This window comes from Chlorobiota bacterium, assembly GCA_016710285.1.
In the GTDB taxonomy this organism is placed as follows: Bacteria; Bacteroidota; Ignavibacteria; order OLB7; family OLB7; genus OLB7.
This window is the reverse complement of record JADJXR010000001.1, coordinates 1,907,287-1,920,406: the sequence shown is the minus strand read 5'-3', so window position 1 is coordinate 1,920,406 and position 13,120 is coordinate 1,907,287. Positions and strand designations below refer to the sequence as shown.

General features: G+C 59.2%; 6 protein-coding genes. 4 read left to right on the top strand and 2 right to left on the bottom strand.

Going from position 1 to position 13,120, the window contains the following annotated elements:
- Positions 1–214: 214 nt before the first annotated feature.
- Together IPM61_06830 and IPM61_06825 are read left to right on the top strand one after the other, a co-directional pair.
- Positions 215–3,274 (top strand): T9SS type A sorting domain-containing protein, encoded by a 3,060-nt coding sequence (locus tag IPM61_06830; protein ID MBK8911028.1) that lies wholly within the window; start codon positions 215–217, stop codon positions 3,272–3,274.
- A gap of 158 nt (positions 3,275–3,432) precedes the next feature.
- Complete coding sequence (locus IPM61_06825) at positions 3,433–7,440, top strand: PAS domain S-box protein (protein ID MBK8911027.1); 4,008 nt, start codon at positions 3,433–3,435, stop codon at positions 7,438–7,440.
- Between the two features lie 34 nt (positions 7,441–7,474).
- Here IPM61_06825 and IPM61_06820 read toward each other — a convergent pair whose 3' ends face one another.
- Positions 7,475–10,981: a hypothetical protein gene (locus IPM61_06820; GenBank protein ID MBK8911026.1), complete on the bottom strand. Its 3,507-nt coding sequence runs from the start codon at positions 10,979–10,981 to the stop codon at positions 7,475–7,477.
- A gap of 82 nt (positions 10,982–11,063) precedes the next feature.
- A complete protein-coding gene (locus IPM61_06815; GenBank protein ID MBK8911025.1) occupies positions 11,064–11,585 on the bottom strand; it encodes a GrpB family protein in 522 nt (173 codons plus the stop codon).
- A 126-nt stretch (positions 11,586–11,711) separates the two neighbouring features.
- Here IPM61_06815 and IPM61_06810 point away from each other — a divergent pair, with 126 nt between their 5' ends.
- Positions 11,712–12,065, top strand: a complete 354-nt coding sequence (locus IPM61_06810; protein MBK8911024.1) for a hypothetical protein — start codon at positions 11,712–11,714, stop codon at positions 12,063–12,065.
- Complete coding sequence (locus IPM61_06805; GenBank protein MBK8911023.1) at positions 11,986–13,014, top strand: hypothetical protein; 1,029 nt, start codon at positions 11,986–11,988, stop codon at positions 13,012–13,014. The genes IPM61_06810 and IPM61_06805 overlap by 80 nt, the downstream gene beginning before the upstream one ends.
- The last annotated feature ends 106 nt before the right edge of the window (positions 13,015–13,120 follow it).

Genomic DNA, 13,120 nt, shown 5'->3' with positions numbered 1-13,120 from the left:
GTTGAGAACATTGGTTGGGCATGGCAGAAGTTGCCGTAACTTTGCGCTTCCTTCGGTGGTTGTATGTTCCGGCAGTTCCCTTCCGTTACGTCCGCTTAGCACCGCAGCACGATAGCCCATCCGGCAACTGGCCGCCGCCAACAACCGGCCCTACGCGGCTATCACACACACAAGGCTCATTACTCAGTTTAACTATACCGCAACAGGTTCTTCCATGCGCAGATTTCTACAACTCCATTTTGGCTGCTTGCTGCTGCTACTGCTCGCCGTTTCGCACGATGGAGCGGCGCAAGGGCGGCGTATCAGCACCTTCCCGTACAACCAATCCTTTGGGTTCGTTACCGCTGGCGTTACGCAATTCCCCACCACCGATGTGGATGGAGGTGAGTTCGTGGCCGATGACTCGACTGCCACAACGTGGACGACTACACTCAGTGCAGCAGGGCTGTACAACGCTGGCGGGAAATTGAGGATCCAAACCGTAAAGGCTAACCAACAGCAAGGGTTTGTCTGGCATGGCGACTTCAGCAATGCCAATGCCGATAGCATTAGCATTGGTTGGAATAAGGTGGTGAACGGCTCAGTCGGAACCCGAACAAGCGAATTGAGGATTGCCACAAATGGAGGGAGCGGGGGAACGTTCACTGATGTTCCCGGAATAACGTGGCCAACGTTCGACAACTCCATCACTTCGCAAGCGGGTATTCTAAAAATCAAACTCCCGTCGTCGCTTCATGGAAGCTCCGATCCCCGGATTCGCATCTACGTTTACCACGGCGGAAGCGGAAGCGGAAACCAACCACGGCTTGAGGTTGATGACCTAAAAATCACCACCACCTGCTTGGGGCCTGCGGCGGCGGCGTTCGATTCGGCGGGGGCACTTGGCACGCAAAACCTGTGGCTCTATTTCAAAGCCGGGCTCCGCACCGACTCGATGCTGGTGATTAAACGGCAAGGAACTTCCGCGCCAACCGCTCTCCCCGCCGATGGCACACGCTACGCCGCCGGGCAGGGGCTGAATGGGACCGACACGGTGGCCTTCTGGGGCCCGGCAAGCAAAGCGCGGATTTACGTTGCTGGGCTGAAGGACTCCACCACGTACCGGTTCACCATCTACGGCTGGCGCGAATGCTCGGCCACGTATTCGGTGGGGGACACGATTGCCGCAACAACGCTATCGGGGTGCACCGGAACGCCAGATAAAATCACGAACATCACCGCGCCTCACGTTGATTCCACAACTGTTCGCTTCGACTTCACCACCGGCACGCGCACCGATACCGTGCTGATTATCCGCCGTAAAAATGCCCCCCCGGGCTTGGGTCCTTCCCCCAACAAACGGTACTTCGTTGGGCAGATTATCGGGCTGGATAACATCGTCGTCTATTTCGGTCCGCCAACCACTCCGGTAACGGTCATCGGCCAGCAATCGGACTCGACGTATGTGTATTCATTCTACGGGTTCCAATCGTGCAATGCCACCTACAACGGCATTGGGTCGTTGGATACCGTGCGGATGCGCTGCACCGGGCGCCCGCTGAATGTCTCGTCGCTTAGCAGCCGCTACAAAAGCTCCAACAGCGTTGGGCTGCAGATTTCACTGACCGGATTTGCCGACCACTACGTTGTGTTCCGCGACGGCGGCAATGGGCTTCCGCCAACGCTGACCAATGGAACCGAATACCCCGTGGGAGCAATTGTTGGCGACGACACCGTGAAATACTACGGCACAAGCCGCCGCCCAGCAATCACCGGATTGCCGCCGGCAACTGCGGTGAAATTTTACGCCTACGGCGTGCGCCAGTGCAACTACACCTACTCAGCCACCGGCGGAACCGTTGCCGACACAACAAAAGCCGCCTGCGCATCCACCCCCGACCTGCTGAATGTGCAAGGCTTGGAGATCGTTAAAAACGTCACCGACACCTTGCAGCTGCGTTGGCGGAAACTGAGCGGGGTGGATAGCTTCGTGGTGGTTGCCCGCATTGACTCCACCCCAGGCTACGCGCCGCGCAATGGCTGGCTGTACGGCAAGACCGACGAGTTCGGCGGGGCCTACGTTTTGGCAACGGTCCCGGCAACCGATACGCAGGCAACAATCCTCCGATTGCCAAGCAACACCGCGTACTTCCTGCAGATTTACGGAATGCGCGCCTGCGACCTGGGCTACAGTTTCAGCTCGGCCACGTTGGCGTTTGCCACGCCGGGCACACAGGTCTCGCAGCGGTTTGCCGTGCGGGCCAAAACCTTGCCAAGCCTGAACTTCGGATATGCCACCATCACCTTCACCAAAGCTCCGCTTGCCGATGGCAGCCTGCTTATCACCCGCCGCAGTGGTCCTCCCGGCCCGGGAACCCGCGGCCTGCCCTTTTTCCGTGCGGGGAAATCGCCGGTGAATGTGGTGAGCGATTACCGCTGGTGGAGCTTTAACCGGGTGGGGCTGGATAGCTTCCTCTATGATATGCGGCTGGATATCAGCGGAATCCCAGGGGTGAAAGACCCGAATGATTTGGAGATTCTCTACCGCCCGCATCCCGATAGCGTCTGGCTGGACATTGTGACATCGGCCCGGGAGATTGGCGACAGCACGCTGGTTCTGCGCTCCAACAATCGCTACTTCTTCAGCGATTATGCGATTGGTGCCAACAGCAAAAACAACGTGCTTCCCGTGAAGCTGATCTCCTTCACCGGATACGCCCGCCCGGGCCAAGCCACGCTCCGTTGGCGCACCGCCGGGGAACTGAACACGCTGGGCTTCCGGGTCCACCGCGCTCGGGTGGGGGCAAACGGGAACGCTGCCAACGAAGCCCTTGTTGCCGATTACATGACCGATAACCGCTTGCGCAGCCTGGGCAACACCAACGCCGAACGGGAGTACGCACTGCTTGACAGCGACGATGCCTTGTTCACCCCGGGCAACTACCGCTACCGATTGGAGGAAGTGACGGTGGACGGGACAATCGAAGACGTTGGCGAGGTGATGGTGGAGGTTCGGGAAGGGGCGATCGGCACGCTGCGGCTTGCCCCGATAACGCCAAACCCAACCAACGGAGCAATCACCCTGCGCTTTGCTTTGCCGGAGCCGAGCAACGTCCGCGCAGCGTTGTATGACCTAACCGGGCGTCAGGTTCGGACGTTGGTGGCCGAAGAGCAAATGGGGGAAGGGATGCATACCGTTGCAGTGGTTGCCGATGGCCTTCCGGCAGGAACCTACTACTGCCGATTGGTGTGCAACGGCCAAACAAGAATCCAACCAGTGGTGGTTACGCGATAGCGCACCGCTGGGCAGCTTCAACGCCGCCGTTCGGGAGTTCCCCCGGACGGCGGCATTTTTTGTTGATGCTGGGAACCATGCTGCGATACCGAACCAACGATTCCGTTACTTTTGCGCGTTCGACAATCCCATCTGTCCGGTAGCCTACTCCCTTGCCAATGAAGGTCCCTTTCCCAGCCAACGAAGCCGAACGCCTTGCCGCACTGCTCCGCTACGGTATCCTGGATACCGAAGCCGAACAGGTGTTTGATGACTTGGCCGCCCTTGCGGCGCAGGTCTGCCAAACGCCAATCGCATTGCTGGCCCTGGTTGATGCCGAACGGCAATGGTTCAAATCGAACATTGGCTTGGACGGGATCAGCGAAACCAGCCGCGATGCTGCTTTTTGCGCCCACACAATCCTTGACCCCAACCAGCCACTTGTTGTTCCCGATGCGTTGCTGGATGAGCGGTTTGCCAACAACCCATTGGTGGCAGGGCCGCCAAGCATCCGGTTTTATGCCGGCGTGCCGCTTCTTACCCCAGATGGTTTCCCATTGGGAAGCCTTTGCGTGATGGATCGCTCCCCCCGAACCCTTACCCAGGAACAGATTCATGCCGTGGGGATGCTCAGCCGTCAAATAATCAGCCAGCTTGAGCTTCGGCGGGAGCTTACACGGCTTGGCCGCAGCGAGCAACGCTACCGGATGATGGCCGATTTGTCGGCAGATATGATTACCCGCCTGAACCTTGATGGGACCTACACCTATGCTTCGCCAGCTGCCGTTGCTGTGGTGGGATATCAGCCGGAAGAGATCATCGGGAAATCGGCAATCACCTTCATCCACCCCGACGACATTCAGCACCTTATTGAGGTCTATCAGCGGGGGGAAGGAAGCGAGGATTTGGTGCAAACCTACAGCTACCGTTTCCGCCACCGCGAAGGGCATTGGGTATGGCTGGAAACCGCCAGCCGAGTGGTGCTTCACCTTCCCAGCCGCCGCCGCGAGATTATCGCCACCTCACGCGATATCACCTCGGGCATTGAAGCCGAGCAGACCTTGCGCGAAAGCGAGGAACGCTACCGGCTGTTGGCTGAAAACAGCTTGGATATGATAAGCCGCCATGCGTCCGATGGAACCTATCTGTATGCCTCGCCAGCAAGCGAAAAACTGCTGGGATACCCTCCGGATCAACTGGTCGGAACTTCCCCGTACGACCGCATCCACCCCGATGACATCGCCATGGTGGCAACCGCCCATGCCAGGGCTTTCGAACAACGCGAAATCGTTACCGTTACCTATCGGAAGCGGCGCAACGATGGGGAATACATTTGGGTGGAATCTTCCGGCAGCATCCTTAACGATCCACATTCGGGAGCAGTGAAGGAATTCATTTGCACCACGCGTGACATCACCGAACGGAGGCAGGCCGAGCAAGTGCTTCGCGCAAGCGAAGAACGCTACCGCTCGGTGGTTGCGGTCCTGAACGAAGGGGTGATGGTGATTACCGCCACAGGCGAAATCACGGCGTGCAACGAGGGTGCCCAAGCAATTCTTGAAACCCCAGCCAACCAGCTGATTGGCGACAATATTTTTGTGAGAAATCACGGAGCCATCCATGAGGATGGCTCCGAGTTTCGGAATGAAGAATATCCGGCCTACCTCACCGCAACCACAGGGGAGCCCTGCACCAATGTTTTGATGGGACTCCGGCGCCCGAACAACAGGGCGATCTGGATTATCCTTAACTCCCAACCGATCTTCGATGAGAACGGAACCACCCCTTCCGCCGTTGTGGTCTCGTTCATTGATGTCACCGAACGGAAACGGGCCGAGGACGAGCTTCGCGCAAGCGAGGAACGCTACAAATACCTTGTGGATCATGCCAACGACGTTATCTACCGCGCCAACAGCGAAGGGCGGTTCACGTTTGCGAACCCAACGGCTGCGCGGGTTTTGGGATTCCAGCTTGATGAGTTGATTGGGAAGCATTACCTGGACCTTGTTGCACCCACCCACCGCGACGCTGCCAAACGCTTCTACCTGAAGCAATTCATCTCCCGGACGGTCAACACCTATTACGAGTTCCCCTGCTTGATGCAGGACGGCAGAACCACCTGGTTTGGCCAGAATGTTCATTTGATTCTTCACCAGGGGAAGGTGGCAGGGTTCCAGGCGGTGGCCCGCGACATCACCGAGCGGAAACACGTGGAGGAAGCATTGCGCGAAAGCGAGGAACTGTTCCACACGGCATTCGACTCCGCGCCGATTGGCATCGCGCTGGTTTCCATCGAGGGGCATTGGCTGCAAGTGAACCACGCACTGTGCAAGATTGTTGGCTACAGCGAGGAGGAACTGCTCCGCACAAACTTCCAAAGCATCACCCACAACGACGACTTGGAAGCGGATATTGATTTGATTTACCGAACCTTGGTTGGCGAAATCCCCGGCTATCAAGTTGAGAAGCGGTACACCCACAAACAGGGGTATCCCATTTGGGTTCTGCTCAACGTTTCCCTTGTTCGGGATCCGCAAGGCAAGCCCCTTTACATCATCTGCCAAATCCAGGACATCACCCCCCAAAAGCAGACGCTGACGGAGCTTGCCGAAGCCCGCGATGCGGCACTGGAATCCACCCGGCTGAAGTCGCAGTTTTTGGCCAACATGAGCCACGAAATCCGCACCCCCATGAACGGCATCATCGGCATGACCGATCTGCTGATGGCCACCACGTTGGGGCCAGAGCAACGGCAGTTTGCCAGCACCATCCAAGCCTCGGCATTGGACCTTCTGACCATCCTGAACGACATCTTGGACTTCTCCAAAATTGAAGCCGGAAAGGTCAGCTTTGAGAATATCCCATTCTCGATTCGCGGGGCTTTATCCAATATCACCGACCTGCTGTGGCAGCGCGCACGCACCAAAGGGATTCGGCTTATCACCAGCGTCGCACCAGAAACCCCCGACAACGTTCTGGGGGACCCCGTGCGGCTGCGCCAGGTGCTGAACAACCTGCTGAGCAACGCCATTAAGTTCACGGCATTTGGCGAGGTGGTTGTTCGGGTTGGGGTGCAGGATCGGCAGCCGGGGGTGGCCACCATACGGTTCGAGGTTTCCGATACTGGAATCGGAATTTCCAGCGACGCGCTTCCGCATCTGTTCACCCCATTTAGCCAAGCCGACAACTCCACCACCCGCAAGTATGGCGGAACCGGTTTGGGGTTGGCCATTTGCCAACAGTTGGTGGAGTTAATGGGGGGGACCATTGGGGTGCAAAGCCAAAGCGGAACCGGTTCCACCTTCTGGTTCCTGCTAACGTTTCCGCTGGCATCGGAGGAACGGATTGGGGCGAACGGGGTGGCAGCTGCAGAAATTGGGCAACCTGCGGTTGCAGGGGAACCGCTACCCACCGTTGCCCCCGGCGTGCGGGTTCTTGTGGCCGAGGATAACCCGATCAATCAGCGGGTGACGCTGGGGCAGCTTGCGAAACTTGGGATCCGTGCCGACCTGGCAAACAACGGCGTGGAGGCATTGGACGCGCTGGCACGAACCCCCTACGACCTTGTGTTTATGGATTGCCAGATGCCGGAGATGGATGGCTACCAAGCCGCGCGCGAAATCCGCCTCCGCGAAGGTTCCCGCCATGCGATTATCATTGCCCTTACCGCCGATGCCATGTCCAGCGCACGCCAGGAATGCCTTGATGCCGGAATGGATGACTACATCGCCAAGCCGATCCAGATGGACAAGCTGCGGATTATCCTGGACCGGTGGATTGGCCAAGCCCCCGTTTCCATGGCCCCCAACGCCGCCGACAATTCCAACGGCGACCTTCAGCCGTTGGACAAGGACGTGATCGAGAGCCTTCGCGCATTGGGGGGGGAGGACAACAAGGGGATTTTGGGAGAGTTGATTGACCTGTTCCGCGCCGACATCCCGATTGCCCTTGCCGAGCTTCGCGACGCGCTGCAAAACCACGACACCCTTGTTGCCGCCGGGCGCATCAGCCACCGGATGAAGGGGAGCAGCGCAATACTTGGAGCCGTCCCCCTCTCCGAAGCGTTGCAAAGCATGGAGGAAGCGTGCCGCCGCGGCGAGCGTGCCACCGCACTGCTGATACTTCCCAAGATTGAAGAGCAGATTGCAACCGTAATCCAGGCACTGCGGGTCGAGCAGCAGCGGTGAGATTTTCATGCTGCCATTTGCGGCGTGGGGTGGGCTATCCGCCGGCCAGCATCACCAACGCCCGCCCGATGATAGCGCCCCCGTTGGACCGCAGCGCCACCACGTAGTTTCCGGCGGGCAATCCCGCCGTTGGCCAGCGGTCGGTATAACTGCTGGCTTCGCAGTGCCGGTTGGCAACTGGCATGGCAATCTTCCGCCCGATCATATCCCACAACTCCAGCGTCACGGTGCCGGGCGTGCGTAGCTGCCAGCGCACCACAATCTGGCCAGCTTGGCTCCATGCTTTCACTTCGGCCTGATACTCACGTTCGGCAGCAACGCCGGTTGCCACTTCTGCTGTTGTAAAGTTCCACGTTGGGGACCACTGGCTTCCCCCCAAGCGATTGCTTCCCATCACGCGCCAATAATATTTCTGGTTGGTTTGCAATCCGCCGTAGCCCAGCTGCGGAACCAGAACGGTATCGGCATCAATCAGCGTGGTGGAAAAATCGGCGGCGGTGGAAAGCTGCACCCGATACCATGCCGCGCCGGGAAGGTCGTTCCAATAAAGTTTCCGCGTGGTGGGAACCGCAAGCGAATCGTCCGCTGGCGAAAGGAGCGCAGGGCCAGCCGAAAGTTGCGGCGTTGCAACCTCCACCGAATCCATCACCCCTGTTCCAAGATTCCAATACGTCCCCGTTGCCGATTGCTGAAGTCGCAGCGGGCGCACCAGATAAACATTCCGCCCATCGGGCGCGGCAAGGTCGTAAAACGGAGGGCCGGAGATGGGGGATTCCGTCAGCCGGACGAACGGGCTATCAATGGAAACCGCACGGTAGATATGCCACCCCTGAACGCTGTCCTGAATGCCACCGCCCGGCACGGTCCACTCCAACCCCACCAACGGACGCAGTGCGGGGGTGGAAGCCAAGCATCCCACCGCCGATGGCACCACGTGCAGCCGCAGCGTTGGATCCCCCATTAAGGCGATATGAACGCCGCGAGCGTACAGGGCGTTCCCCGGGATGTACCCGCTGCTGTTGTTCTGGGTGCGCCGCACGCTTTCGCCGATTGTTCCCCCCATTCCCATCGGGTGAAAGAACCAGTTCGGGGCGTTGCCGGCCCAGCAGACCGCCAGCGAAGGAGCAATCCCCCCCAACGGCATCCGAAGCAACGTGTTCTGCGCCCGATTCCAATCGTAGAAATTGTTCCCGTACAGCAGCGTGAAGGTGCTGCGGAACGGCTGCGAAGCCCAAAGGCTGCTGGTCAGCCGGTTGATCCCGATCACGGTATCGCTGCCCCGCCCGCCGGCGTAGCTGAACAGATAGGCACTGTCCTGAAGCTCGCGCAGATACTCCCAATTTCTTCCCGACTTCACGCGATTGCTTCCGAACAACGCCCCCATGTTGCGGAGCGCATTGGCCGAGACTTCCGGCTGGATATTGTCGAACGAAGTCTCCACATATCCCCGCTCCGGAATCTTCCCCGATGCCCCGGTGCGGAACTGGTGGTTTGCGGCAAAGTACCGTTTCAGCAAAGCGGCCTCGGTTGCTTCAAACGCCGGAAGATTCCCCAGCGAAAGCCGCCCCACCTGCAACTCCACATCCGACGGGAGTTCCGATTGGTCGAACTTCCCGTCGCCGGTGATGTTCGGGGTTTGCACGCCATTCCCTTTGGCATCATAGACGATGGAGTCGGTCCAGCCCCCGTCCATCTCGCCGAAATAGACATCGGCGGGCTGCGCGCCAATCCGCTCGGCAACGCCATCGGGGGCAAAATCGCCGGAGTAGGCGGGAAGGAAATTGCCAACGAACAGCACCGCTTTCAGGGTTGCTGAATCGGCGCGGTAACGGGCAATGATGGTGTCGCGCATGGCCGCCGGGGGAAGATCCGCACGCTGGAGCGTGGTGGAAACCTGCCACCCATCGCCAACAAGGTCCGCACGGAATTGCTGCAGTTCAGCGGCAAGTTGCGGCGCAAGGCTTTCCTCAACAATCACCAAAATCTTCCCGCGCCGCTCCACCGCCGGAAGCTGAATGCCCGCGCTGGCATAGCCGTGGCCCGTTAGCACCGGCGTGGTTTTCAGGATGCGATACTCATACTGCTTCCCAACCTGGACCGGCGCGTGTTCCCACGATGTTGCCCCGCCAGGAAGCTGAGCAAGCTGGCTCCACGGCTGGTCCGGCGCGGTCCGCACCGCCACGCTGAACCCCGTTGCCAGCGAATCGCCAGGCCAATGGAGGGTGATGGAAGGGGGATTGCTGCTGACGGTTGCCGTGGGCATCACGGCAAAATCGCGGCCAACGGAGCGGTCAATAATCGTGAAGTTGGCGGCACTGCTGTCGGCATTGGCTGGGTTGGCCACGTCGGTAATCCGAATCCGGCATTGCTTCGATGGAGTGTTCGGAATGCTCCAGGCGTAGCTTCCGTTGGCGGCGGGCGTGTTGCCAACCAGGGTGGACCATTTGCTTCCTCCATCGGTCGAAAATTCAATGCGGATATCCGACACCCCTTTGGCCCCCCACGTGATTGCCCGCTGCGACCCCACGTCCCAAATCTGGCCGCCATTGGGACCGAACAGCAGCAGCGGTTGCGGGGCATCGTAGCGTTGGTAGCGGATGATTGTCCCGCTATCGCCAACGGCAACGCCAACGGTATCGGTGAAGAAGCTGACGGAGTAGAGGTTGCGCGGGGTGGTGGAGTATTCGGCGTTCCACTGCGCGCCGTTGTAGCGGATCACCGTGCCGTGGTCGCCCACGGCCCAGCCGTTGCTGGGGGAAGTGAAACACAGGCTCCATAAGTCGAACCCGGTTCCGGAATTTATGCTGCGCCATGGGGTTGCGCCGCGGTCGCGGGTGGTTCGGATAATTCCTTTTGCCCCGGCAATCCATCCGGTGTCGGATCCGGTGAACCAGACGGCATAAAAGTTTGTGCCGATTGGGGCGGTGGTGTTGGTTTGGGGAATCCATTCGTCCGCCAGGTTCACATTCTTCATCAAGGCTCCGGTTCCGGGGTTGGCGGTGGTCCCAACGGCCCAGCCGGAAACAGGAGTTTGAAAATGGAGATTGGTGACCGTTGGGGCGGTGACGTTGGTCATTGGCTGCCAAAGCACGCCGCCGGTATTCGTGCGGAGGATGGTGTAGTTTGCGCCGCCAACCCAGCCGGTGGTGGGGCTGCTAAAAAAGATTGTGTGGAAAGCCTGCGTTGTTCCAGTAACCTGCCGGTTCCATGTTGCGCCGCCGTTGGCCGTTGCCAGCACCGTGCCGGAATCCCCCGCGGCCCACCCCTTGATGGAGTCGGCAAAAAAGACCGCACGGAGCTTCACGGTGGTGGTGCTGTTTTGCTGGGACCAGGTTCGCCCGCCGTCGGTGGTTTTCAGGATTGCGCCGTTATCGCCAACGCACCAACCGGACCAGCGGGTGGCCATGAACACCCCATTCAACGAAGCGGTTGTTCCGCTTGGCTGCAAGGTCCATTGCTGCGCGTAGGCGTGGCCGAAACACCCCCAAAGCAGGGCAACAAACGGCAGCAGGAAGCGGAGAGAACTGTGTGAAGGGGACATGAGCGGAACTTCTGATTGAGAGAGTGTGCGACTGAGAGAGAGAAGAATGCACGTGCAACCACGCCGCCGCCGGCATAGCCATCTACCGGCTTAGAGATTCCTGACGCAGCACGGCTTGGATGAATTTAGCTTTGCCGTCGGTGTAGGCGGCGCGGTCATGGGGGAATTGGGCGGCAAGGTCTTCTTTCAGCTGCTGGTATTCGGCCAGCAGCGTTGGGTTGCGCCGAAGGTGGTCACGGAAGGGAACCAACGTATTCCATTGGTACTGGCCCATCACCACCAGATGAAGGTGATGCGTCCGGAGCGGCACTCCACGGGTGAAGTAATGCCGCTCTGGCAGTCCGTTCTCCCCTTTGTACTCATACCCCAAACCCGCCAGCGGGGCCACGCACGCCGGCACAAGGTCCAACGCCGCCACGCCAATTGCGATGTCAAGAATGGGTTTGGCCGCAAGGTTCGGCACTGCCGTGCTGCCAACGTGCTCAATGGCCAGCACGTAGCTGCCAATGGCCGCAGCGATACGCTCCCGTTCGGCGGCGAACAAGGTTTCCCAGGCGGGATCATAGGGGACGATCTGCACAATTCCGGTTTTAAGGCCAAGCATGGCGCAATTTAGCAAGAACAGAGAAGCACCACCGAGCAACTATTTCGTCAAGATAGCAGTAGGCTTTTCACAAGTAGCACAAATGCTTCAACGGTCTGCACCCGCAACCTTATTCAGGAAGCCATTATGCACACTTTACCTTGCCGGACTGCCATTGCCAGCGCATTGCGTGGTTACTCCATTGCTGGCATTCTTGCTTGTTGCTTGGGGGCAACAGCCAACGTGGCCACTGCCCAGTGGCAAACCATTCCTTTCCCCCAAACGGATATTCATGGACAAGTGCTAGACCTCACCACAATCTCCCTTAGCACCCCCGATGTGCTGTACATTGGTGGGGGTGCGGCCAATAACGGCGTTGTGGTGGCTACCCACGATGGCGGCAAAAGCTGGGGCTACATTGATGCTGGGCCATTGGTCCTCCAGAATTATCCTTGGCCAAAACGGGACAGGCTACCTTTGTGGCCGCCGCACCGATGCTGAAGTCGGGTTCATCGGGAAAATTTTGGACGGGGAAGAGGATAAGTGGGAATTCTGGTACACAGCCCCACCGGTGTATGTGGCGGACATTGCCACCCCCGCGCCCAACACCATCGTTGCCGTTGGCGACAGCGGCTATGTGATTGCCAGCAGCGATGCCGGGAAAAATTGGGCAATCCTTTCCACTGGGCGCTCCGAATCGGTGCAACGGATCGTCTTCCCCGATGCTGCCACCGGGTATGCACTTGCGGGAACACCCGGAACCGTGGTGCAGCCAAACCTTGTGATGAAATGCGGCGCAGGGGGAACGGGATGGTCGCTGCTGCATGAGTTCCCCGAAACCACCGTGCTGCACGGCTTGGCGTTTATCAACCCCGAAATCGGCGTGGTGGTTGGCAAGGATGCCACCGGAGCGGTGATTTTAAGAACCACCAACGGCGGGGTCAACTGGGAACAAGTGCATCACAATAAGTGGGGGCAGCTCACCGATGTCCTGTTCGTAAACCAAACGGAAGGCTACGCGGTGGGAACCGATGGCCTCATTTTCCGAACAGTGAATGCTGGCGCGACGTGGACGGCCGAAGAAGCGGGAAGCACCAACGACCTTTCTGCAATCAGCAGTGCCGGAAGCACGTTGTGGGTGGTGGGGGAAAACGGAACCGTGCTGCGGCGTGCGCTCCCCTCGGCAGCTCCGTTTGCCGACCGTACGACTCCATCACTCAGCATTGCCCCCCACCCGGTGGAATCGGTTTCCAAAATTCAGCTTGGTGTGGCCATGCCGGAAGGGGCGCAGCTCACGTTGATGGATATGCTGGGTCGCGCCGTCGCCCAATTCCCGGTGGATGCCGAAGGGAACGCCTTTATTGATCGCAGCGGGCTGCCGGCTGGGGTCTATCAGTTCGTTGCCGGCGCAGGGGAACGGTCCCGAACCGGAACAGTGGTTATGCGGTAAAGCCCGGCATCAGCAGTGAACACTTTCGCGGGGGCATGAGCAATCATGCCCCTTTTTCGTATCACTCCGCCCAGAACTCCCCTTTCTGGCTCCCTCTATTAACATC

Excerpts from the sequence above, each read along its gene's own strand:
- IPM61_06830 (MBK8911028.1), top strand. The coding sequence starts at position 215 with ATGCGCAGATTTCTACAACTCCATTTTGGCTGCTTGCTGCTGCTACTG.
- IPM61_06825 (MBK8911027.1), top strand. The coding sequence starts at position 3,433 with ATGAAGGTCCCTTTCCCAGCCAACGAAGCCGAACGCCTTGCCGCACTG.
- IPM61_06820 (MBK8911026.1), bottom strand. The coding sequence starts at position 10,981 with ATGTCCCCTTCACACAGTTCTCTCCGCTTCCTGCTGCCGTTTGTTGCC.
- IPM61_06815 (MBK8911025.1), bottom strand. The coding sequence starts at position 11,585 with ATGCTTGGCCTTAAAACCGGAATTGTGCAGATCGTCCCCTATGATCCC.
- IPM61_06810 (MBK8911024.1), top strand. The coding sequence starts at position 11,712 with ATGCACACTTTACCTTGCCGGACTGCCATTGCCAGCGCATTGCGTGGT.
- IPM61_06805 (MBK8911023.1), top strand. The coding sequence starts at position 11,986 with ATGCTGGGCCATTGGTCCTCCAGAATTATCCTTGGCCAAAACGGGACA.